The sequence below is a fragment of the Microbacterium insulae genome, assembly GCF_042677065.1.
GTDB classification, from domain to species: Bacteria; Actinomycetota; Actinomycetes; order Actinomycetales; family Microbacteriaceae; genus Microbacterium; species Microbacterium insulae.
The window spans coordinates 48372-70086 of sequence record NZ_JBHTII010000001.1; the positions used below are offsets into that span (position 1 = coordinate 48372).

General features: G+C 70.0%; 25 protein-coding genes. 8 read left to right on the top strand and 17 right to left on the bottom strand.

Going from position 1 to position 21715, the window contains the following annotated elements; genetic code table 11:
• Positions 1 to 112: 112 nt before the first annotated feature.
• The 11 genes from ACFQ0P_RS00235 to ACFQ0P_RS00285 all read right to left on the bottom strand — a co-directional run bounded on the left by ACFQ0P_RS00235 (position 113) and on the right by ACFQ0P_RS00285 (position 10077).
• Entirely contained in the window at positions 113 to 334 is a 222-nt protein-coding gene (locus ACFQ0P_RS00235; protein ID WP_204979743.1) for a DUF3046 domain-containing protein, read from the bottom strand.
• Between the two features lie 36 nt (positions 335 to 370).
• Positions 371 to 679, bottom strand: a complete 309-nt coding sequence (locus ACFQ0P_RS00240) for a helix-turn-helix domain-containing protein (RefSeq protein WP_172990241.1) — start codon at positions 677 to 679, stop codon at positions 371 to 373.
• Positions 680 to 849: 170 nt separating this feature from the next.
• Positions 850 to 1311: a CinA family protein gene (locus ACFQ0P_RS00245; RefSeq protein WP_204979744.1), complete on the bottom strand. Its 462-nt coding sequence runs from the start codon at positions 1309 to 1311 to the stop codon at positions 850 to 852.
• Complete coding sequence (gene pgsA / locus ACFQ0P_RS00250; protein WP_204979745.1) at positions 1308 to 1880, bottom strand: CDP-diacylglycerol--glycerol-3-phosphate 3-phosphatidyltransferase; 573 nt, start codon at positions 1878 to 1880, stop codon at positions 1308 to 1310. The genes ACFQ0P_RS00245 and pgsA overlap by 4 nt, the downstream gene beginning before the upstream one ends.
• A 29-nt stretch (positions 1881 to 1909) precedes the next feature.
• On the bottom strand, positions 1910 to 4588 hold the full coding sequence (locus ACFQ0P_RS00255) for an FtsK/SpoIIIE family DNA translocase (protein ID WP_204979746.1): 2679 nt from the start codon (positions 4586 to 4588) through the stop codon (positions 1910 to 1912).
• A 79-nt stretch (positions 4589 to 4667) separates the two neighbouring features.
• Positions 4668 to 5162, bottom strand: a complete 495-nt coding sequence (locus ACFQ0P_RS00260) for a GNAT family N-acetyltransferase (protein ID WP_204979747.1) — start codon at positions 5160 to 5162, stop codon at positions 4668 to 4670.
• A 61-nt stretch (positions 5163 to 5223) separates the two neighbouring features.
• Complete coding sequence (locus tag ACFQ0P_RS00265) at positions 5224 to 6906, bottom strand: ribonuclease J (RefSeq protein ID WP_204979748.1); 1683 nt, start codon at positions 6904 to 6906, stop codon at positions 5224 to 5226.
• Positions 6903 to 7880, bottom strand: coding sequence for a 4-hydroxy-tetrahydrodipicolinate synthase (gene dapA, locus ACFQ0P_RS00270; protein ID WP_204979749.1), 978 nt, complete (start codon positions 7878 to 7880; stop codon positions 6903 to 6905). The genes ACFQ0P_RS00265 and dapA overlap by 4 nt, the downstream gene beginning before the upstream one ends.
• A 106-nt stretch (positions 7881 to 7986) precedes the next feature.
• Complete coding sequence (locus tag ACFQ0P_RS00275; protein WP_204979750.1) at positions 7987 to 8751, bottom strand: SDR family NAD(P)-dependent oxidoreductase; 765 nt, start codon at positions 8749 to 8751, stop codon at positions 7987 to 7989.
• Between the two features lie 10 nt (positions 8752 to 8761).
• Complete coding sequence (locus tag ACFQ0P_RS00280) at positions 8762 to 9271, bottom strand: dihydrofolate reductase (protein ID WP_204979751.1); 510 nt, start codon at positions 9269 to 9271, stop codon at positions 8762 to 8764.
• Entirely contained in the window at positions 9268 to 10077 is an 810-nt protein-coding gene (locus tag ACFQ0P_RS00285; RefSeq protein WP_204979752.1) for a thymidylate synthase, read from the bottom strand. Before ACFQ0P_RS00285 ends, ACFQ0P_RS00280 begins: the two co-directional genes overlap by 4 nt.
• A 108-nt stretch (positions 10078 to 10185) precedes the next feature.
• On the opposite strand from ACFQ0P_RS00285, the gene ACFQ0P_RS00290 reads away from it, so the two are divergent.
• The 4 genes from ACFQ0P_RS00290 to ACFQ0P_RS00305 all read left to right on the top strand — a co-directional run bounded on the left by ACFQ0P_RS00290 (position 10186) and on the right by ACFQ0P_RS00305 (position 12595).
• A complete protein-coding gene (locus ACFQ0P_RS00290) occupies positions 10186 to 10623 on the top strand; it encodes a TlpA family protein disulfide reductase (RefSeq protein WP_204979753.1) in 438 nt (145 codons plus the stop codon).
• Entirely contained in the window at positions 10616 to 11158 is a 543-nt protein-coding gene (locus ACFQ0P_RS00295; RefSeq protein WP_204979754.1) for a DUF4395 domain-containing protein, read from the top strand. The genes ACFQ0P_RS00290 and ACFQ0P_RS00295 overlap by 8 nt, the downstream gene beginning before the upstream one ends.
• A 92-nt stretch (positions 11159 to 11250) precedes the next feature.
• A complete protein-coding gene (locus ACFQ0P_RS00300; protein WP_204979755.1) occupies positions 11251 to 11676 on the top strand; it encodes an OsmC family protein in 426 nt (141 codons plus the stop codon).
• Positions 11669 to 12595: a TIGR01777 family oxidoreductase gene (locus tag ACFQ0P_RS00305; protein ID WP_204979756.1), complete on the top strand. Its 927-nt coding sequence runs from the start codon at positions 11669 to 11671 to the stop codon at positions 12593 to 12595. The genes ACFQ0P_RS00300 and ACFQ0P_RS00305 overlap by 8 nt, the downstream gene beginning before the upstream one ends.
• Before the next feature lie 4 nt (positions 12596 to 12599).
• Here ACFQ0P_RS00305 and ACFQ0P_RS00310 read toward each other — a convergent pair whose 3' ends face one another.
• Positions 12600 to 13049 carry a hypothetical protein gene (locus ACFQ0P_RS00310; protein ID WP_204979757.1) on the bottom strand — a complete coding sequence of 150 codons (450 nt, stop codon included), beginning with the start codon at positions 13047 to 13049 and terminating at the stop codon, positions 12600 to 12602.
• On the bottom strand, positions 13046 to 13861 hold the full coding sequence (locus ACFQ0P_RS00315; protein WP_204979758.1) for a 4-hydroxy-tetrahydrodipicolinate reductase: 816 nt from the start codon (positions 13859 to 13861) through the stop codon (positions 13046 to 13048). The genes ACFQ0P_RS00310 and ACFQ0P_RS00315 overlap by 4 nt, the downstream gene beginning before the upstream one ends.
• A 58-nt stretch (positions 13862 to 13919) precedes the next feature.
• Here ACFQ0P_RS00315 and ACFQ0P_RS00320 point away from each other — a divergent pair, with 58 nt between their 5' ends.
• Positions 13920 to 14402, top strand: a complete 483-nt coding sequence (locus tag ACFQ0P_RS00320) for a GNAT family N-acetyltransferase (protein WP_378770969.1) — start codon at positions 13920 to 13922, stop codon at positions 14400 to 14402.
• On the opposite strand, the gene ACFQ0P_RS00325 is transcribed toward ACFQ0P_RS00320, so the two are convergent.
• The 3 genes from ACFQ0P_RS00325 to ACFQ0P_RS00335 form a co-directional block, all read right to left on the bottom strand.
• Entirely contained in the window at positions 14403 to 15005 is a 603-nt protein-coding gene (locus tag ACFQ0P_RS00325) for a histidine phosphatase family protein (RefSeq protein WP_204979760.1), read from the bottom strand.
• A gap of 133 nt (positions 15006 to 15138) precedes the next feature.
• On the bottom strand, positions 15139 to 16173 hold the full coding sequence (locus ACFQ0P_RS00330; protein WP_204979761.1) for an aldo/keto reductase: 1035 nt from the start codon (positions 16171 to 16173) through the stop codon (positions 15139 to 15141).
• Between the two features lie 239 nt (positions 16174 to 16412).
• The gene (locus ACFQ0P_RS00335) at positions 16413 to 18695 is read right to left on the bottom strand and encodes a polyribonucleotide nucleotidyltransferase (protein ID WP_204979762.1); all 2283 of its coding nucleotides are present in this window, start codon (positions 18693 to 18695) and stop codon (positions 16413 to 16415) included.
• 317 nt (positions 18696 to 19012) lie between these two features.
• On the opposite strand from ACFQ0P_RS00335, the gene ACFQ0P_RS00340 reads away from it, so the two are divergent.
• Both ACFQ0P_RS00340 and ACFQ0P_RS00345 read left to right on the top strand, forming a co-directional pair.
• A complete protein-coding gene (locus tag ACFQ0P_RS00340) occupies positions 19013 to 19195 on the top strand; it encodes a DUF5302 domain-containing protein (RefSeq protein ID WP_204979763.1) in 183 nt (60 codons plus the stop codon).
• A gap of 11 nt (positions 19196 to 19206) precedes the next feature.
• Positions 19207 to 19392 carry a hypothetical protein gene (locus ACFQ0P_RS00345; RefSeq protein ID WP_204979764.1) on the top strand — a complete coding sequence of 62 codons (186 nt, stop codon included), beginning with the start codon at positions 19207 to 19209 and terminating at the stop codon, positions 19390 to 19392.
• Positions 19393 to 19446: 54 nt separating this feature from the next.
• On the opposite strand, the gene ACFQ0P_RS00350 is transcribed toward ACFQ0P_RS00345, so the two are convergent.
• Positions 19447 to 20898 (bottom strand): cation:dicarboxylate symporter family transporter, encoded by a 1452-nt coding sequence (locus tag ACFQ0P_RS00350; RefSeq protein ID WP_204979765.1) that lies wholly within the window; start codon positions 20896 to 20898, stop codon positions 19447 to 19449.
• Positions 20899 to 21065: 167 nt separating this feature from the next.
• Here ACFQ0P_RS00350 and ACFQ0P_RS00355 point away from each other — a divergent pair, with 167 nt between their 5' ends.
• Entirely contained in the window at positions 21066 to 21698 is a 633-nt protein-coding gene (locus tag ACFQ0P_RS00355) for a YrhK family protein (RefSeq protein WP_378770975.1), read from the top strand.
• Positions 21699 to 21715 lie beyond the last annotated feature (17 nt).

Sequence of the window (21715 nt, forward strand, 5' to 3'; positions counted from 1 at the left end):
TATCGAACACTTCTTCGACGACACGCCGCGCAGCGGCGCCGCAAGGCCCCTGAGTAGGAGCGCACCGCGCTCCGTATCGAAGGGCGACGACACGCCGCGCGCCGGCGCCGGGTCAACGCTTGGGCTCGAGCCGGCCCGCGCCGTAGCGACGCTCCAGGGGGACGTCCGTCTCGGCGCACAGCGCCAGCCACACCTCGCGTGGAGGCACGCCCGCCTTCATTGCTTCGGCGGCGGTTTGCCCACCCACGGCGGGCAGGACGAGATCGACGACCAAGGCATCACCGCGCAGACCGAACTCGTCGCTCACGGCGCGATTGAACTCACTGCGGCGCATGAGGCGTGCGACTCCGGAGGATCGAGACGCGAAACGTCAGCGCAGCGAGAGCTCGGCGTCGACGGACGCGACGAGCTCGTCGGGGACGACGTCGGGGAAGGTCTGGAGGCCCTCGAGGACCGAGATGCGGTCGCCGACCTCGCGCATGATCGTCGAGATCGGGACATCCAGGGCCTCGGCCACGGAGGCGAGGATCTCGCTGGACGCTTCCTTCTGGCCGCGCTCCACCTCGCTCAGGTAGCCGAGTGCCACACTGGCACGACTGGCGACCTGCCGGAGGGTGCGTCCCTTCTGCTGGCGGAAATCACGAAGCACTTCGCCGATTTCTTGACGAACCAGGATCATGGTGGGCCCCCTCCTCACTTCTGATTCCGCATGTCCGGGGTGGACAACAGTACATCACCCGATGGTGCCAATCTAATCCCGCGAACTGGGGAATGGGTGGGAATCACCGAATGTAACCGAGAAGAAACACGCCCTGTTCCCGCAACCGCGGATTCGCCGGAACGGCATGATCAGAGGCGGCCCAGGGCCGTCGTGAGCGCCTTCTCGACCGCCGCCGCGCGAATCTGCGCACGGTCGCCCTCGAGGAGGAACGAAGTCGTCGTGCCTCCTTGCGGAGTGGTCACCGCGATGCACACCGCGCCGACCGGCCTGCCGTCCTGGGGCTCGGGACCGGCGACGCCCGTCGTGGCGATCCCCACATCAGCCCGGAGGAGGCGGCGCACCCCCGCGGCCATCTGCGACGCCACCGCCTCATCGACCGCCCCGACGGAATCCAGGAGGGCAGGATCGACCCCCAGCACGTCGCGCTTCACGTCCGTCGCGTAGGCGACCACTCCCCCGCGCACAGACACCGAAGCGCCCGGCACGTCGACGAGCGCGGAGGCGAGAAGGCCGCCCGTGAGCGACTCGGCAACCGCCACCGTCCATCCTCGGGCGCCGAGTGCGGCGAGCAGGTCGGCCGCGTGCGTCACGCCGCGCCCTTGGCACGACGCGCACCGCGCACCTCGGTGATCACGTAGTCGACACCGCTCGCCACCGTGAGCACGACGGCGATCGTCATGGTCGCGCCGTTGACCCAGAAGATCCAGTCTCCGACGACCGTCCACAGCGGCAGCAGGGCGAGCGAGAGGGCGACGCCCTGGGCGAGCGTCTTCAGCTTGCCCATCCACGCGGCCGCGACCACGTGGTCGCTTGCGACGATCAGTCGATGCACGGTGATGCCGATCTCTCGCACGAGAACGATGATCGTGATCCACCACGGCAGCTCGGCCAGAATCGACAGGCCGATGAAGGCGAATCCGGTGAGCACCTTGTCGGCGATCGGATCCAGGAGCTTGCCCAGATCTGTGACGATGTGATGCTTCCGGGCGAGGTAGCCGTCGATGCCGTCGGTGGCGATCGCGACGATGAAGAGCACCGCCGCCCACCAGCGCAGCGGACAGTCGGCACCGCCGTCGGCGAGCAGCATCCACAGGAACACCGGAGCGCACAGGATGCGCACGATCGTGATCGCGTTCGGAAGCTGCCGCGGAATCGCCATGCGCCGAGCCTATCCCCGTCGTCGTACGGTCAATCGCGGCCGGTCAGGCCCCACGCGTCCTCGGAGCCTTCATCGCCGTCGACGGTCGGAAGACCGTCGTACTGCGCGTCGACGGCGTCGGCCCCGTAGGGATCGGATGCCGCGGCCGGGGCGGCCGGAACGTCTTCACCGCGCAGCCGTGCGAGCACCGCCGGGAGCTGGTCGGGAGCGACGAGCACATCGCGCGCCTTCGAACCCTCGGAGGGGCCGACGATCTCGCGCGACTCGAGCAGGTCCATCAGGCGCCCGGCCTTGGCGAATCCGACGCGCAGCTTGCGCTGGAGCATCGACGTCGATCCGAACTGCGTCGAGATGATCTGCTCCGCCGCTGCCAGCAGCAGCTCGAGGTCGTCGCCGATGTCGGCGTCGATCTCCTTCTTCTCGGCGGCCGCCTGCACGTCGGACCGGTACTCCGGCCGCGCCTGCGCGGTCACGTGCTTCACGACCTTCTCGATCTCCTGCTCGCTGACCCACGCGCCCTGCACGCGCAGAGCCTTGGAAGCCCCCATGGGCAGGAAGAGTCCGTCGCCCTGACCGATCAGGCGATCCGCTCCCGGCTGGTCGAGGATGACGCGCGAATCCGTCACGCTCGTCACCGCGAACGCGAGGCGCGAGGGCACGTTGGCCTTGATGAGGCCGGTGACGACGTCGACCGAAGGCCGCTGGGTCGCCAGCACGAGGTGGATGCCGCTCGCGCGTGCGAGCTGCGTGATGCGCACGATCGAGTCCTCGACATCGCGGGGCGCCACCATCATCAGGTCGGCGAGCTCGTCGACGACCACGAGGAGATACGGATAGGGCTTGAGCACGCGCTCGCTACCTGCGGGAAGCGTGATCTCTCCCGCGACCACGGCCTTGTTGAAGTCGTCGATGTGGCGGAAGCCGAACGACGCGAGGTCGTCGTACCGCATGTCCATCTCCTTCACGACCCACTGCAGCGCCTCGGCCGCCTTCTTCGGGTTCGTGATGATGGGCGTGATGAGGTGGGGCACGCCCGCGTAGGACGTGAGCTCGACCCGCTTGGGATCGATCAGCACCATTCGCACGTCGGCCGGCTTGGCGCGCATGAGGAGGCTCGTGATCATCGAGTTCACGAAGCTCGACTTGCCCGACCCGGTCGACCCCGCGACGAGCAGGTGCGGCATCTTCGCGAGATTGGCCACGACGTAGCCGCCGCCGACGTCCTTGCCGACGCCGATGGTCATCGGGTGCGTCGACTGCTGGGCGTTGTGGGATCGCAGCACGTCGCCGAGCGTGACGATCTCGCGGTCGGTGTTGGGGATCTCGACGCCGATGGCGCTCTTGCCGGGGATCGGCGCGAGGATGCGCACCTCGTTCGAGGCGACGGCGTAGGCGATGTTGTTGGTGAGGGCGGTGATCCGCTCCACCTTCACGCCGGGACCGAGCGAGATCTCGTACTGCGTCACGGTCGGACCGCGCGAGAAGCCCGTCACGCGCGCGTCGACGGAGAACTGCTCGAGAACGCTCGTGATCGCCTTCACGGTGTCGTCGTTCGCCTGTGAGCGGGCCACGTGGGGCGTCCCGGCGGCGAGGGCGTTGACGGAGGGCAGGCGGTACGGGGCGGTGGTCGCCGCGGGGGCATCGGTGCCGATCCCCGAAAGACCGGGCAGAAGGTCGTCCTCGAGCGGATCCGCGCTGTCGTCGCGCAGCGACGTCCCCGATGCCTTCGACCCCTTGGCCGCCGACAGCACGGCCGGGTCGATGATCTCGGTCAGGGCGTCGGTCGGCACGGCGTCGGGCGCGGGCGCCGGCTCGAGCACCTGGTCGAACCCGCCCTGCGTCGCGCCGGGGGTGAGCAGTGCGGTCAGGTCGTCCGAGCCCAGGACCCCGTCGTCGGGATCCTCTTCGCGGCCGGTCTTGTTGCGGCGCCACCACGGCAGCGACGGCTCGTCGCCGGACTCGTCGGCCGCGGCATCCGTCGACGTCTGTTCGGTGCGGGGCTCGGCGCCGAACATCCACGCGTACAGCTCGCCCAGGCGCCGCCCGATGCGATTGGGCGGCGTCTTCGTGATGATCAGGATGCTGAGCACGGCCAGCACCGACAGCACGATGTAGGCGCCGACGTCGGTGAGCACGAGGGCGAGCGGCTCGCCGATCATCCAGCCCGACAGGCCCCCGGCCTCGCTGAGCGCCGGGAGGCCCTGGCTGGGTTGCGGTCGGCCCCCCGCGACGTGGCAGAAGCCCGCGATCGTCCAGATGAGGAGACCGAACCCGATGCCGACCCGGCCGTTGTCGTGCACCGACGACGGATGGCGGAACATCCAGCCGGCGAGGACGAGGAGGAGCACGGGCAGGATGAAGGCCTCACGGCCGATGAGCGCGCCCACGGTGAAGGCGCTCACGGTGCCGGCGACCTCGTTGCCGATGAAGAACCACTCGTTGACGGCGCCCGCGACCGCCAGGAGCACGAGCAGGAACGGGAAGCCGTCGCGGCGTTGGTCCTTCTCGAGGGTCTCGGGCCCGAAAGCCCGGAAGAGGGCGCCCGTCGCGTGCGCGAGCCCGAGCCACGCCCGAACGATCACGGGAGGCTTCTCCTGCTCTCCGACATAGCGCTTCGGTGCCGGTGCGGGCTTCTTGGCGCGCGACGAGGACGCCTGCGTGCGTGAGGGCGCGCGACCGCTCTTGGTCGGGCTGGAGCTCCTGGCCATCCCCCCACGGTAAGCGGGACCTCCGACTTTTCCGGGGAGCCGCGCGGCGCTTTCGAGCCCCCGCAGCCTGGCGCGGGACTCAGCGGAGCCGCTTGACCATCGTGTCCCGGCCGTGGCCGGCCTCGACGACCGCGAATCCCTCGCTCCGGTACAGCGTGGCGGCGAAGTTCCCGCGCTCGACGCTCAGGCTGATGCGACCGAACCCCTGCGACCGAGCGTGCTCGCACAGCCGCTGCAGCAGGGCACGCCCCACGCCGTGCGCCCGCCAGATGGGCCGCACCCCGATGATGAGCTCGGGGACCCCCGTCCCCACGTAGCCGAACCCGGGCTCGGTGCGGGGCAGCATCCGGTACCACGCCGCGCCGATGGGCTCTGCGTGGGGGGCCTCGGCGACGAAGCCCGCATCGCCGGGACGCATCCACCCCGAAACGTACCGGCTGTGCTCGGAGTCCGCGATCAGCTCGTGCTTCGGGCGCCCGCCCCCCGGGCGCCAGTTGGCGGCCTCGACCACCATGTCCGCCAGGAACACACCGTCCGCCTGGGTGGCGGCGCGCACGGAGAAGGCGGGGGGCATGCGGTGATTTTAGCGACGACGAGGGATGCGCCGTCCCGCGTGTCGCGGGACGGCTCCGTCCTCACGCCTCGATGACGAGCGGAACGATCATCGGCCGCCGGCGCAGCGACTGGTTCACCCAGCGTCCGATCGTGCGACGCACCACCTGCGAGAGGGCGTGCTGGTCGCGCACTCCGGACTTCGCCGCATCGGCGAGCGCCGCCGCGATCTTCGGCTTGACGTCATCGAAAACCGCGTCGTCCTCCGCGAAACCGCGGGCGTGGATCTCCGGCCCGGAGATCACCTTGCCGGTCGAGGCGTCGACCACCACGATGACCGAGATGAAGCCCTCCTCGCCGAGGATGCGGCGATCTTTGAGGTCTGCGTCGGTGATCTCGCCGACGGTGGATCCGTCGACGTAGACGAATCCGAGGTCGAGCTGGCCGACCGCCCGCGCCACGCCGTCCGAGAGGTCGATGACCGTCCCGTTCTCGGCGAGGATCGTGCGCTCGGCGTCGATTCCGGTGTCCTGTGCGAGGCGCGCGTTGGCCATGAGGTGGCGGTACTCGCCGTGCACCGGCAGGACGTTGCGCGGACGGAGGATGTTGTAGCAGTAGAGGAGCTCGCCGGCTGCGGCGTGACCGGAGACGTGCACCTTCGCGTTGCCCTTGTGGACGACGTTCGCGCCGAGCTTCGTGAGTCCGTCGATCACCCGGTACACGGCGTTCTCGTTGCCGGGGATGAGGCTCGACGCGAGGATCACCGTGTCGCCCGGACCGGGCTCGATGGCGTGGTCGAGGTTGGCCATGCGGCTCAGCACCGCCATCGGCTCGCCCTGCGACCCCGTCGACATGTAGACGATCTGGTCCTCGGGCAGATCCCGCGCCTTCTTGTAGTCGATGAGGACGCCCTCGGGAACGTTGAGGTAGCCCAGATCCTCGGCGATCGTCATGTTGCGCAGCATGCTCCGGCCGAGGAGCGCCACCCGGCGGCCGTGAGCGGCCGCGGCATCCAGCACCTGCTGAACGCGATGGACATGGCTGGAGAAGCTCGCCACGATCACGCGTCGCGGAGACTTCCCGATCACCTGGTCGAGCACGGGACCGATCTCGCGCTCGAGGGGCGTGAACCCCGGGACGTCCGCGTTGGTCGAGTCGACCAGGAAGAGGTCGACGCCCTCCTCGCCCAGGCGGGCGAAGGCGCGCAGATCCGTGAGGCGCCCGTCGAGGGGCAGCTGGTCCATCTTGAAGTCGCCGGTCGCGAGCACGAGCCCGGCGGGCGTGCGGATCGCGACGGCGAGGGCGTCGGGGATCGAGTGGTTGACCGCGATGAACTCGAGCTCGAACGGGCCGAGGTTCTCGCGCTGGCCCTCGGCGACGGTCAGGCTGTACGGCTTGATCCGGTGCTCTTTGAGCTTCGCCTCGGTGAGGGCCAGAGTGAGGCCCGATCCGACGATGGGGATGTCGCTCTTGAGCTTGAGCAGGTAGGGCACCGCGCCGATGTGGTCCTCGTGTCCGTGGGTGAGCACGACCCCGACGATGTCGTCGAGGCGCCCCTTGAGCGGCTCGAAGTCGGGGAGGATGAGGTCGACGCCCGGTTGATGCTCTTCGGGGAAGAGCACGCCGCAGTCGACGACCAGGAGCTTTCCGCCGTACTCGAACACGGTCATGTTGCGCCCGACTTCGCCCAGGCCGCCGAGGGGGGTGATCCTCAGCGTCCCCGACTCGAGCGCGGGCGGGTCGAAGGGTGCGGTGAGAGGGCTCATCGGGTCGTCCCCGAGACCTTGGGCAGCGCGCCGCCGGCGGCTGCGTTGCGATCGGGCCGGAAGTTCGAGAAGTCGGCGCCCGCGACGCCGGTGACGAGGGCGAGTTCGTCCTCGATCATCGCCGCCTCCCACTCTTCGGGACCCACCAGCGGCAATCGCACTCGCGGACTGCCGATGCGCCCGAGTCCGTGCAGGATGTACTTCGCCGAGACCGTGCCGGGAACGTGGGTCATGACCGCCCGCACGAGCGGCTCCAGCCGGCGGTGAGCGGCCGTCGCCGTGGTCAGGTCGCCCGCGTTGACGGCGTCGACGATCGTCCGGTACGGGGCGGGAGCGATGTTCGCCGTCACGCCGATGAGGCCGGTAGCCCCGATCGACAGGTGCGGCAGCACGTTCGCGTCGTCGCCGGAGAAGTACATGAGGTCGGTCTGGTTGAGCACGCGGCTGACCTCGCTGAAGTCTCCCTTGGCGTCCTTGATGGCGAGGATGTTGGGATGCTTCGCCAGCCGCAGGATCGTCTCGTAGCGGATCGGCACGCCGGTGCGACCGGGGATGTCGTAGAGGATGACCGGCAGCTCGGTCGCGTCGGCCACGAGCCGGAAGTGCGTGAGGATCCCCGCCTGTGTCGGCTTGTTGTAGTACGGCGTGACGATCATGATGCCGTCAGCGCCGACCTTCTCGCTCGCCTTGTAGAGCTCGATCGCGTGGGCGGTCTCGTTGGAGCCTCCGCCGGTGATGATCTTGGCGCGGCCGGCCGCGACATCCTTGCCGACCTCGACGAGCCGGATCTTCTCGGCATCGGTCAGCGTCGAGGTCTCGCCCGTCGTCCCGGTCACGACGATCCCGTCGGCGCCCGCGGCGATGACGTCGTCGATGTGCTTCTCGACCGCGGGCCAATCCACCTCGCCGTCGGCCGTCATCGGTGTGACGAGCGCGACGAGCACCTGTCCGAAGGGGTTGCCCGTATGCGTCATGCCTTCAGGTTATCGGGATGCCGCTCCCCGCCGCCTCTCCCCTTCCCGCCGCGCAGTCCGCCGTGTGACGAGAAGACGGCTCGCGAGATGGCGAACCGGATGCCGCTCAGCGGCCTCTCGCGGCGGCACGGGCGACGACCGACGACGGGACGAAGCGGGCGAGGGTCACGAGCGCCTTGTACTTGGCGGACGGGATCGACACGGCGCGTCCTCGGGCGATGTCGCGCAGCGACTCGCTGACGACGGTCGGGGCGTCGAGCCACATCCAGCCGGGGATCCCCTCCTGCCCGGGGGGCAGGCCCGCGCGCTCGTGGAAGTTCGTGTGCGTGAACCCCGGGCAGACCGCGGTCACCGTGACGCCCCGTGGCGCGTAGGCGCCGTTGGCCCATCGGCTGAAGCTGATGAGCCACCCCTTGCAGGCGCCGTACGTGGAGCGCGGCGTGAATCCGGCCACGGAGGCGATGTTGACGATGCGCCCCCGGCCTCGGGCGAGCATGGGACCGAGCGCAGCGTGGGTGAGTCGCATCGGGACCTCGACGTGAAGCTCGAGGTGGCGCACCTCGTCGTCGACGTCGTTCCGTTCGAAGGCGAGCGGCAGCCCGAAGCCTGCGTTGTTGACGAGCATCTCGACCGGGCGCCCTGCATCGGCGAGGCGTCGCTCGAGCCGTCGCAGCTGGCGCGGGACGAGCAGGTCGAGGTCCATCACCTCGGCATCGACGCGGTGGCGCGCGGTGAGCTCTCCGGCGAGACGCTCGAGCGCCTCGCGGTCGCGGGCCACCAGCACCAGATCGGCCCCGCGCGCGGCCAGCTGCCGCGCATACTCCGCACCGAGACCCGAGCTCGCGCCCGTGATGACCGCCGTCTTCGCCATGCCCGAAAGCCTAAGCCGGTCGCTCGTACCGCAGGAATCGATACCGGATGCCGCTGCCCGAGGTGTGCCATCCCTCGTGCGGGTCGGCGGCGACGACCTGCCAGCCCGAGCGATCGGGGGCGAAGGTGTCGCCCCTCACCTCGAGGTCGAGCTCGGTCACCTCGAGTCTGTCGGCGTGCCCGATCGCCTCTCGGAAGAGCTCGCCACCGCCGATGACCCAGACCCGCTGGGGGTCGGAGCTCTCCGCCGCCTCAAGGGCGGCGGCGAGCGACGCCGCGCGCTCCGCACCGTCCGCCGACCAGTCGGCGGCGCGCGTGACGACGATGTTGCGCCTGCCGGGCAGGGGACGGAATCGAGGAGGAAGAGACTCCCAGGTGCGTCGTCCCATCACGACCGGCGACCCGGCGGTGACCTCCTTGAAGTGCGCCAGATCTTCGGGCACGTGCCATGGCATGCCGCCGTCGGCGCCGATCACGCCGGCCGCGGCCTCCGCCCACACGAGGCCGATGGGTACCGTCATACGGCGACCGCGGCGCGGATCGCGGGGTGGTGCTGGTAGTCCTCGACGACGAAGTCCTCGTACCGATAGTCGAAGATCGACTCCGGCGTGCGGGCGAAGCGGAGGGTCGGGTACGGGAAAGGCTCGCGGGTGAGCTGCTCACGGACCTGCGCGACGTGGTTGTCGTAGATGTGGCAGTCGCCACCGGTCCAGACGAAGTCGCCCGGTTCGAGACCGGTCTGCTGGGCGACCATCAGCGTCAGCAGCGCGTACGAGGCGATGTTGAAGGGCACGCCGAGGAAGAGGTCGGCGCTGCGCTGATACAGCTGGCACGACAGCCGACTGTCGGCGACGTAGAACTGGAACATCGCGTGGCACGGGGCGAGCGCCATGTCGGGGATGTCGGCGGGATTCCACGCGGAGACGAGGAGGCGGCGCGAGTCGGGGTTCGTGCGGATCTGCTCGACGACCTGGGAGATCTGATCGATGTGGGCACCGTCGGGGGTGGGCCACGAGCGCCACTGCACGCCGTAGACCGGACCGAGTTCGCCCTCGGCGTCGGCCCACTCGTCCCAGATGGTGACGCCGTTGTCCTGGAGCCACTTGACGTTGGACTCGCCGCGCAGGAACCACAGGAGTTCGTAGGCGATGGACTTGAAGTGCACGCGTTTGGTCGTCACCAGCGGGAAGCCCTGAGACAGATCGAACCGGATCTGACGCCCGAAGGCGCTCGTCGTCCCGGTGCCGGTGCGGTCGTCCTTGTGGGTGCCGTGCTCCAGGACGTCTCGCAGCAGGTCTTCGTAGGGGGTCGGGATCGCGCCGGTCACGGCTGCCACGATACCCGCGCCCTCCCCCACGCGGCTTCGTTACGTCCGGAGCGTCACATTCGAGGCATCCGGGTTCCATTCAGTTGAACAGAGATACCCTCATGTGTTGTGAACCTCGTCCCCGCGCTCGTCGGCATCGCCGTCCTCTTGGCGTTGACGATCGGCGCCGGCCTGTATCTGCGCTGGGTGCAGTCGCGGCCGCGACGGCACGTGCCGCACGAGGTCGTCGAGCCGGAGCGCCTGGGCGCCGACGGCCTCGGCGAGACGGCCACGCTGCTGCAGTTCAGCACCGAGCTGTGCGCCCGCTGCCCCGGCGTCCACCGGACGCTGTCGGCGATCGCCGACGCCCACGAGGGCGTGCGCCACCTCGACGTCGATCTCACGCATCGCCCCGACATCGCCCGGCACTTCCACGTGCTGCAGACCCCGACCACACTGGTCCTCGATCGCGACGGCGTCGTCCGCACCCGCTTCGGCGGAACCCCGAGCCGCGATGTCCTCGAGCTCGAGCTCCAGCGCCTGACAGCGGAGGGCGCCCATGTCTGACGTCGAGGATGCGCCGGCCGGAGGCGGCATCGACCCCCGAGGTCCCCGGTTCGTCGCCGGCATCACTTCGCTGCTGCTCCTGATCGACGTCTTCCTCGGGCTCATCGGCGTCTCTGCCGCGCAGAGCGCATCGGGGTGGGCCATCACCGCCGCGACGCCGGCCGAGCGCGCGCAGGATCCCGCATTCGTGCTGCTGCTCCTGATCGCGCTGCTCTTCCTGTGGGGCGTGCTGTCCCCTCGCACCGCGCCGTGGGCGGCGCTGTACCGCACGGCGGTCGCTCCGCGCCTGGCTCCGCCGACCGAGCGCGAGGACCCTCGTCCTCCGCGCTTCGCGCAGGGGGTGGGTCTCGTCGTCACCGCGGCCGGCCTGGCGCTTCACCTCGCCGGCGTGCCGTGGGCGCTCGTGATCGCTGCGGCGATGGCCTTCGTTGCGGCCTTCCTCAACGCGGCCTTCGGCCTGTGCCTCGGGTGCCAGCTGTACCTGCTCCTGCAGCGGCTCGGCGTCGTCGGCCGTACGCGGACCGCCTCGGCCTGAGCATTCGTCGTCAACCCGTCGCGCCGCCTCAGGCCCAACGTTAGGCTGACCGCGAGACGCCCGGACGTCGGGCGCAGCGACGGGAGGCACCCATGACGGTCACGAGCGAAGCCACCACCGCCTGGAAGGGCGGCCTGTTCGACGGCTCCGGCGAGGTGACCTTCGTCTCGTCGGGACTGGGCACCTACGACGTGAACTGGAAGGCCCGCAGCGAGGGCTCGACCTCGGTCACCACGCCCGAGGAGCTCATCGCCGCGGCCCACTCGTCGTGCTTCAGCATGGCCTTCTCGCTCGCCCTCGCCGAGAACGGCACGCCCCCGGAGTCGATCGACACCACGGCATCCGTCACCTTCAAACCCGGCACGGGGATCACCGGCAGCCACCTCAACGTCAATGCCGTCGTGCCGGGGCTCGACCCCGAGGACTTCGAGCGGCTCGCGAACGAGGCGAAGGCGGGCTGCCCGGTGTCGCAGGCGCTCGCGGGCATCGAGATCACCCTCGAGGCCACGCTTGCCTGATCCGGCGCGGCGGGAGTCCGGCCGGCGCGTCGTCGTGGCCGGCGCCTCCGGCCTCATCGGATCCGCCCTGGTCGACGACCTCCGCGCCGACGGCGTGGAGGTCACCCGGCTCGTCCGCCACGAGGCGCAGGCCTCCGACGAGGTGACGTGGCTCGTGGACGATGCGCCGCTGAACCCGGACGTTCTGGCGGGCGCGGAGGCGGTCGTGGGTCTGAACGGCGCGAGCATCGGCCGGTTCCCGTGGACCGCGGGCTACCGGCACACGCTGCTCTGGTCGCGCGTGACGCCGACGCAGGCGCTGGCGCGGGCGGTGCGCGAGCTGGGGACGGACGCTCCGGCCTTCGTCTCGGCATCGGCGGTGGGCTACTACGGCTCCGCGCCGGGTGCACACCTCGACGAGACGTCGCCGCGCGGCGACTCGTTCCTCGCCGACGTCTGCGGGGAATGGGAGGCCGCGGCGCAGACGGCCGGCGAGAATGCGCGGGTCTCGATGCTGCGGACGGCACCGATCATCCACGAGCGGGGCGTTCTCAAACCGCTTCTCCTGCTGACGAAGCTGGGGGTCAGCGGCCCGATAGGGCGGGGCACGCAGGTATGGCCGTGGATCTCGCTCGACGACGAGATCCGGGCCATCCGGCACGTGATCGACGCCGGCATCACCGGCCCGGTCAACCTCACCGGCCCGACCCGCGCCACCGCGAACGACCTCGGGTTCGCGCTCGCGCGGCGCCTCAACAGGCCCTTCGTGCTTCGCGCGCCGGTGTGGGCGATGAAGGCGGCTCTCGGCTCGGACGCCGTGGAGGCGCTGCTCACGACCGATGCGGACGTGGCGCCGAGGGTGCTCGAAGAGTCGGGCTTCACGTTCCACCACCCCACGGTGGAGGAGGCGGTCGCGGCAGCGGTCCCGCCGGCGGGATGACCGCTCAGCGACCCGGCCCGGCGCGTTCCAGCCGAATGGCGCGGCGCACCGCCTCCCGGGCACGTCTGCGATCGCCGGACGCGTCGTAGGCGAGGCCGAGCCGGTACCACGCGCGCCAGTCCTCGGGGTTCGCCTCGACGTCGGCCCGATAGGCGGGAAAGAGCGCGTCGGCCTCGGCCCGCACGGCCCGCCCGCTCGGGCGCACCGTGATCTCCTCTGACGGCAGGGCTCCCTCGGCCGCGAGGCGGCGACCGAGCTGTTCGGCGCGCACGCCGAACCACAGCTCACGCCCGAGCGCCCACGCGGCGATCACGGGAAGAACCACGAGGGCGACGCCCATGGCGACCCCGATCGGATCACCGCTGATGAGCAGGAGCCACGCGCGCTGGGCGACGAGCACGATGTACAGCCCCAGCAGCACCGCCATGACGGCGACGCCGATGCGTGCACTCATGTGCTCGTGACCTGCGCGACCTGACCGGGGACTCCCCCCTCGTCGACGGGGCCGTCGGCCGACCGCCGGCGCGGGTGTCGCACGCCGATGTCGAGGAAGCTGTCGAGGCCGACGATCACGCCGGTCGCATCCTTCGCGGCGGCGAGCGCCAGCCGGATGCCGGGACCGTACGCGAGCGCCGGCTCGACGGTGTCGTGGACGATCGTGAGGGATTCGCCGGCACCCGACAGGACGGTCTCCTGTCGCGCCACGACGCCCGGGCGGCGCAGCGAATGGATCGGGACGCTCGCGACCTGCTGACCCCGGGCGCGCTGGTCGACGTGCGGGGACTCGACCGGCCCCGCGTCGCTGCGAGCCGCGGCGATGAGCTCGGCCGTTCGCACCGCCGTCCCGCTCGGCGAGTCGACCTTCGTCTCGCGGTGCGCCTCGACGATCTCGATCGAGGGGAAGAACGGCGCCGCGGTCGCAGCCAGCGCCGAGCCGATGACCGAGCCGAGCGAGAAGTTGGGGATGAACACCGCGCCGGTGCCCGCGGCGTCGACCAGCGGACGCACGAGCGCGATGCGCTCGGCCGACCAGCCCGACGTCCCGACCAGCACATTGATGCCGCGCTCGACCGCCGCGCGGACCACGTCGATCGACACCGCGGGGGTCGAGGCATCCACCACCAGGTCCGCACCGTCGAGCTCGGCCAGATCCGACCTCGACGACAGGACCGCGACGACGTCGTACTCCGGTTCGCGCTCGATCACGTCGCGGATGATCCCGCCCAGTTTGCCGGTTCCTCCCACGATGGCCACGCGCGTCGTCATGCGCTCCATCCTAGGTGCGCCCGCCTCAGGCCTCGCCCGCGCCGAATACGCTGTGGGGGTGGCTGCACTGCGCGAATCCCCCGTCGACTCCCCCGAGGCCCGCGAGCTTCTCGCCGAGTACTTCCAGGACCGCACGGAGGGATTCGGCGCTCAGGGCGTCGCGTACACGACGACATTTCCGCTGCCCGCGGCGTTCGTCCCGCCGGCCGGGGTCTTCCTGCTGGTCCACGACGACGCCGGGCGGGCGGTCGGATGCGGTGGCATCCGTCACATCGCCGACGGCGAGCGCGGCACCCGCTACGAGGTCAAGCACCTCTACCTGAGGCCCGAGACGCGTGGGCGAGGCTGGGGGCGACTGCTGCTCGACGGTCTCGAGGAGCGCGCGCGGGAGCTCGGGGCGCGCGAACTCGTGCTGGACACGCATCACTCGCTGGAGGCCGCCGGGGCGCTGTACGCCCGCTCGGGCTTCGTCGAGATCGAGCCCTACAACGACAACCCCAACGCGTCGCGGTGGTACGCGAAGGTGCTCGACGGCGCCTGATCAGACCGGGTAGACCTCGGGGAGGCCCGTGCGGAGCTCGACCGGCAGGTGCGCCATGTCGTTGTGGGACAGCAGCGTCCAGGGCCGGCCCTGCTTCTGTGCGATCACGGTCAGCCCGCAGTGCGCCTGGTTGAGGGTCATCCAGCGCCAGTCCGGTGCCTGGAGGACCTCCCGCACGAACCACGCGATAACGAAGTTGTGGGTGATGAGGAGCTCGTGGACCTCGCCGCGCTTGCGTGTGAGGTACTCGCTCACGGCGTCGGCCATCTGCGCGCGACCGGCCTCGACCTCGGCCTCCGTGACGGAGCCGAAGAACGGCTCGAACGCGGACGGCGTCTCCTCGGTCATGCCCGTCGGAACGCAGTCGAACAGCAGCGCCGACGGCTCCGGCCGCAGGGACGGCATGCGCTCCTGCACGGCACGGGCCGTCTGGCTCGCGCGCTCCAACGGGGAGTGCCACACCGCGTCGAACGGCACGCCCGAGAGCCTGTCTGCGAGGAATCCGGCCTGGCGGCGCCCGCGCGGAGACAGTGGACCGTCGACGAGACCGTGCTCGGCATCCTGATGCTCACCATGCCGCACGAGGTAGATGTAGTGCGTCACGCAGCTCACTCCGTCGGGGTTCGCGTGCCCACAACGGACACCTCTTCCACCCTACGTCACGGGCGGCGTGGCCCCTCGGGTGCCGGTGCGGCGCGGCGCGGGTGAACAGCCGTGGGATGCCGCTCCCGCGCGTCTACTCGGAGGCGCGGGCGATGTCGGCGAGCTGCGCCCTGCTCAGGCGGACCCCGACCCCCTGCACGAGCTCCTCGACGTGCTCGGGCGCGTAGGCATTCACGATCGGGGCGGTGACGAGGCGCTGCGCGAGCAGCCAGGCGACCGCGACGGCGGCGTCGGGGACGCCGAGTTCGCCGCCTACCGCGTCGAGCGCGCGCAGCGTGCGGCTGCCGCGGCGGTTCAGGTTGGCGGCCAGCTGCGCGCCGCGCACCGAGAGCGTGCCGCGCAGGCGCGTGCGCTGGCGACCGGCGAGGAACCCATGCTCGAGGGCGTGGGAGGGCGTGACGGCCATACTCTGCGCCCCCGCGACGAGTCGGAGGTCGGCGTCGAACTCGTGGCGACGAAGAACGTTGAACGGCACGTCGAGCACGGTGATGCGCGGGAATCCGGCGGACGAGAAGATGCGCGCCTCGACCAGTTGAGCGGGCGTGTAGCCGACAGCGCCGATCGCACGGACCTTGCCTGTCTCGACGAGCCACTCCGCGGTGGCGAGCGTGTCTTCGAGCGCGGACGCCGTATCGGTGGTGGCGTCGAGGTAGAGCACATCGATGCGGTCGGTGCGCAGCCGCGTGAGGGAGGCCTCGACCGCACGGATGAGGTTCACCGGCCCGAGGCCCGGGTTGTCGGCGTGACCGCCCACGCGCACCGCGAGGACGACGTCTTCGCGCAGGCCGCGCGAATGGATCCACTGCCCGACGATGTGCTCGCTGCGGCCGGCGGAGTAGCTGTCGGACGTGTGGACGACGTTGCCCCCCAGCTCGGCGTACGTGTCGAGGATGGCGTGGCTCGACTCGAGGTCGACGTTCCACCCGAACTCCGCGCCGCCGAGGATCAGCGGGAACACGTCGAAGCCGCTCTCACCGAGCGGGACGCGCACCTGTGAGCCGATCGACGGACCCTGCACGGGAATGGGCGCGGAGGGATGGACGTGACCGGGCGCGGGGTTCTGCGCGCTCGGCGAGGAGAGCGCCGAGCCAACGCCGAAGACAGCCATGAGTCACCCCCTCACGGCGACGCCCGCGGGTGTCGCCGTGATCACCGATTCCGCACCCCCCGGCGCGTACTTCGAGGGTAGGCCAGACCGGGGACACGACCGGTCAGGGACGCGTCCGATCGGTAAACATTGCATAACGCTTTCATCACGAGGAGGCGCGGGAAGAGGCATCCACCTCGACGACGGATGCCCGCCCCTCCGCAACGGAGAGGACGGGCATCCGGAAGGAGATCGAAGGATCAGCCCTCGGCGGGAGCGTCTCCCGGACCCTCGCTGGCAGCAGCGGAGCCCTCCTGGTCGGCGGCCTCCTCGAGCACCGGCTCGAGCGACAGCTTGCCGCGGTCGTCGATCTTGGTGATGCGCACCAGCAGCTTCTGGCCGACACCGAGCACGTCCTCGACGTTCTCGACGCGCTTGCCGCCGGCGAGCTTGCGGACCTCGCTGACGTGCAGCAGGCCGTCCTTGCCGGGCAGGAGCGAGATGAACGCCCCGAACGTCGCGATCTTGACGACAGTTCCGAGGAACTGCTCGCCGACCTCCGGGTTGGTGGGGTTGGCGATCGCGTTCACCTGGGCGCGGGCGGCCTCGGCCGACGGCCCGTCTGTCGCGCCGATGTAGACGGTGCCGTCCTCCTCGATGGAGATCTGGGCGCCGGTCTCGTCCTGGATCGCGTTGATCGTCTTGCCCTTGGGCCCGATCAGCTCGCCGATCTTGTCGACCGGGATCTGCACGCTGATGACGCGCGGGGCGGTCGGGGCCATCTCGTCGGGGCCGTCGATCGCGGCGTTGAGGACGCCGAGGATCGTGAGACGGGCCTCCTTGGCCTGCGTCAGCGCGGCCGCGAGCACCGACGACGGGATGCCGTCGAGCTTCGTGTCGAGCTGGATGGCCGTGACGAACTCGCTCGTGCCGGCGACCTTGAAGTCCATGTCGCCGAGGGCGTCCTCGGCGCCGAGGATGTCGGTCAGCGCCGCGTAGCGGGTCTGGCCGTCCACCTCGTCGGACACGAGGCCCATCGCGATGCCGGCGACCGGCGCGCGCAGGGGCACAGCGGCGTTCAGCAGTGACAGGGTCGACGCGCAGACCGAGCCCATCGAGGTCGAGCCGTTCGAGCCGAGGGCCTCGGAGACCTGACGGATCGCGTACGGGAACTCCTCGCGGCTGGGCAGCACCGGCACGAGCGCGCGCTCGGCCAGGAAGCCGTGCCCGATCTCGCGCCGCTTGGGGCTGCCGACACGACCGGTCTCACCGGTCGAGTAGGGCGGGAAGTTGTAGTGGTGCATGTAGCGCTTGCTCGTCACCGGCGACAGCGAGTCGATCTGCTGCTCCATCTTGAGCATGTTCAGCGTGGTGACGCCCAGGATCTGGGTCTCGCCGCGCTGGAAGATCGCCGAGCCGTGGACGCGCGGGATGACCTGCACCTCGGCGTCGAGCGGACGGATGTCGGCAAGGCCCCGGCCGTCCATGCGGACGCCCTCGGCGAGGATGCGACCGCGCACGATCGTCTTCGTCACCGACTTGTAGGCGGCGCTGAACTCCAGCGTCGCGACGGCGGGGAGCTCGCCGGACTCGACGGCCGCCAGGAGCTCCGCCTTGACGGCTTCCTTGAGCTCGTCATCGGCGTTCTGGCGCTCCTGCTTGTCGGCGATCTGGTAGATCGGCACGAGCTTGTCGTAGGCGCGACCGGCCACGAAGTCGTAGGTCTGCTGGCTGTAGGGCAGGAAGACCGGGAACTCCTTGACCTCCTTCGCCGCGGTGTTCGCGACGACGTTCTGCGCCTCGACCAGCTGCTTGATGAAGGGCTTCGAGGCTTCGAGGCCCTGGGCCACGATCTCCTCGTTCGGCTTGGTCGCGCCGGCCTTGATGAGGTTCCAGCTGTGCTCGGTGGCCTCGGCCTCGACCATCATGATCGCGACGTCGCCGTCGGGCAGCACGCGGCCGGCCACGATGAGGTCGAACACGGCCTCCTCGAGCTGGCTGACGGTCGGGAAGGCGATCCACTGGTCGCCGTGCTCGCCGTGGCCGGGGATGAGCGCCAGGCGCACGCCGGCGATCGGACCCGAGAACGGCAGACCCGAGATCTGGGTCGACAGCGACGCGGCGTTGATCGCGAGCGCGTCGTAGAACTCGCCCGGCGCGATCGACAGGACGGTCACGACGATCTGCACCTCGTTGCGGAGGCCGTCGACGAACGACGGGCGCAGCGGGCGGTCGATGAGACGGCAGACGAGGATCGCCTCGGTCGAGGGGCGGCCCTCGCGGCGGAAGAACGACCCGGGGATCTTGCCGGCGGCGTAGGAGCGCTCCTCCACGTCCACGGTGAGCGGGAAGAAGTCGAAGCCTTCGCGCGGGTGCTTTCCGGCGCTGGTGGCCGAGAGGAGCATCGTCTCCTCGTCGAGGTACGCGGCGACGGCACCCTGTGCCTGCTGCGCGAGTCGCCCGGTCTCGAACCGGACGGTGCGGGTGCCGAAGCGGCCGTTGTCGAGAACGGCTTCAGCGGCGGTGATTTCAGGACCTTCCAAGAGGTCTCTCCTTCTTTGTTTTGACTCGCGCGCCCGTATGGCGCGCGAGTGCGATCGAAGGAGCAGGAACAGGCAGATCTCGGCGCGCGGCGGATGCCGCGGATTCGCGCCAGCACTGGCCACCAGTGGAAATCCACCCTCCGAGGAGAGGAGACCACCACAGGGGACCAGCTAGCTGCCGGCCTGCTCCGTGAGCTCATGTTGAATTGAGCGGATGCCACGAGGGCAACCTTTGCGATCCTACCAGTGAGGCCGTCGCGCCGAGGCATCCGGCCGCTTCCCTGGCGCGCGTCGTCGCCCATGCCTAGGGTGGGGGCATGAGCACCGACGAGAAGCCGGCGGGCGCGGCATCCGATGAGATGAAGCGCAAGTTCAAGGAAGCACTCGACAAGAAGAACTCCCAGCACCGCGAGGGCGAGGCCCACCTGGATGCCGATTCGGCCATCCACGGCACGCACGGTGCGGTCACCAAGCGAGAGTTCCGCCGCAAGAGCGGCTGAGGCATCGCACCATGAGCGACTTCCACGAGCGGATCCCCGACGAGGAGCGCGACGTCCCGCTGGACGACGAAGTGGAGTTCGAGCTGCCGCCCGCCACGCTCGACCCGATGGAGTCGGTCGAAGAGCAGATGGACGAACTCGACCTCGAAGAACGTGAAGCCGCGATCGAATCGGGCGAGATCGACCCCGGCAGCTGACCGCGCGCGGCGGGTCCGCCCGCGGGAAGCGGACGGACCCGGCTCAGGGGCGTGTCAGCGACTGAGGACGGACTCGCGCTCCTGCGCGCGCCGCTCCTTCGCCTCGGCCTCGGCGATGGCGGCCTCCTCGAGCCCCGCGACGCCGACGGCGTCGGGCGCGTCCGACATGCCGTCGTGGTCGTCACCCGCCATCGTGGTCTCGTCGAACGGCAGCTCGCCGGCGAGCACATCGCGAGCTCGCTGCGCGTCGAGCTCCTTCGTCCAGGCACCGATGAGGACGGTCGCGACGGCGTTTCCGGTGAAGTTCGTCAGCGCACGCCCCTCCGACATGAAGCGGTCGATGCCGACGATCACTCCCACGCCGTTCACCAGGTCGGGGCGATACGCCTGCAACCCGCCGGCGAGGGTGGCCAGGCCGGCGCCGGTCACGCCCGCTGCTCCCTTGGACGCGATGATCATGAAGACGAGGAGTCCGATCTGCTCGCCGATCGACATCGGCGCTCCCATGCCGCTCGCGATGAACAGCGAGGCCATCGTCAGGTAGATCGCGGTTCCGTCGAGATTGAACGAGTACCCCGTCGGCACCGTGATGCCCACGACCGGCTTAGAGACGCCCAGGTGCTCCATCTTCGCGATGAGCCGCGGCAGCGCGGACTCCGACGAGGACGTGCCGACGATGAGCAGGTACTCGCGGGCGAGGTACTTCACGAGACGGAAGATGTTGATGCGCGTGACGGCATAGAGGAGCGTGCCCAGGATCCCGACGATGAACAGGATGCACGTGATGTAGAAGGCGACCATCAGCGTCCCGAGCGCCCAGATGGCGGCGACGCCGGTGTTGCCCACGACGGCCGCGATCGCGCCGAACGCGCCGATGGGCGCGAGCCACAGGATCATGCCGAGGATGCGGAACACGAGCGCCTGAAGGTGCTTCACCGCGTTCATGATGGGCTGTCCCTTGGTGCCCATCTGCTGCAGCGCGAAGCCGACCAGCAGCGCGATGAAGAGCACCTGGAGCACACTCTCGCCGGTGAAGGCCGAGAAGAACGTGGTGGGAATGATCCCGAGGAGGAACTCCTGGGTGGTCTTGGCCTCCCCCGTCGCCTCGTAGGTCGAGTTCGCCATGTTGAGACCTTCGCCCGGGTGGAGCAGGTTGCCGACGACGAGGCCGATCGCGAGGGCGAACGTCGACATCACCATGAAGTACAGCAGCGCGAGCCCGCCGATCTTGCCGACGGTGGCCGCCTTGGCGATCGAGCCCACTCCGACGACGATCGTGCAGAAGATGATCGGGGCGATCATCATCTTGATCAGCCCCACGAACGCCTCGCCGAGCGGTTTGAGTGCGACGCCCACGTCCGGCCAGACGAGGCCGACGATCGCGCCGAGGACCACGGCGGCGATCACCGCCATGTACAGCCACGTGTGCTTGTCCCACGCCCGCTTGCCCCGGCGCCAGTTGAAGCCGGGAAGTGTGAACGAAGTCGTCCGCGTCGAAAGAGCCATCATCGCCTCCAAAGGATGGACAAGTCGCTGTCCGCCGATCGCCGGGTATCGCCGGCATGAAACCAGCGTGCGCCGCCGTGCGCGCAGCGCCGAGTTGTGGTCGTATTGGTCGCGACACGGATGCCGCGGCCCCCGTCATCCGCCCCTCGTCCCCGCCGGAGGTTGCCATGGCCCCGCCCCCCGTCGCCCGTCGTCTCCGTCGCGAGGCGTGGGGATTCATGATCGGATCCCTGTGCTTCCTGGCGGGAGCGCTGCCCTTCTACGCGGCGTGGGCGGGACTGATCGGGACGAACGTCACCTTCTTCGTCGGTTCGGTCTTCTTCACACTCGCGGCGCTGATCCAGCTGGCGCTGAGCGGCCGATCCGTCCCGAGGCGGGAGATGCCGACTCCCGACCGCGTCGACTGGTGGGCCGCGGCGATCCAGTTCGCCGGCACGCTGCTGTTCAACGTCTCCACCGTCGCCGCCCTCATCGCGGCCGTGAGGGACCCCGATGCCGTGGGCGCCGGGTGGAAGCCCGACGCGTGGGGGTCGGCGGCCTTCCTGATCTCGAGCTTCCTCGCGATCGTCGCCACGAAGGACCGGGGCGAGCTGTGGGACCGGGACGCGCGCACGTGGCATGGGACGATCCTGAACTTCGTCGGGTCCGTGGCGTTCGGGGTGTCCGCCGTCGGCGCCTACGTCCTGCCGGCGACCGGGGACCTCGCGAACGAGGCGTGGGCCAACGGGGGCACGGCGATCGGCGCCGTGTGCTTCTTCGTGGCCGCGATGCTCTCGCGCCGCGCGATCCCCCAGGGGTGAGGATGGAGTCTCCGGCG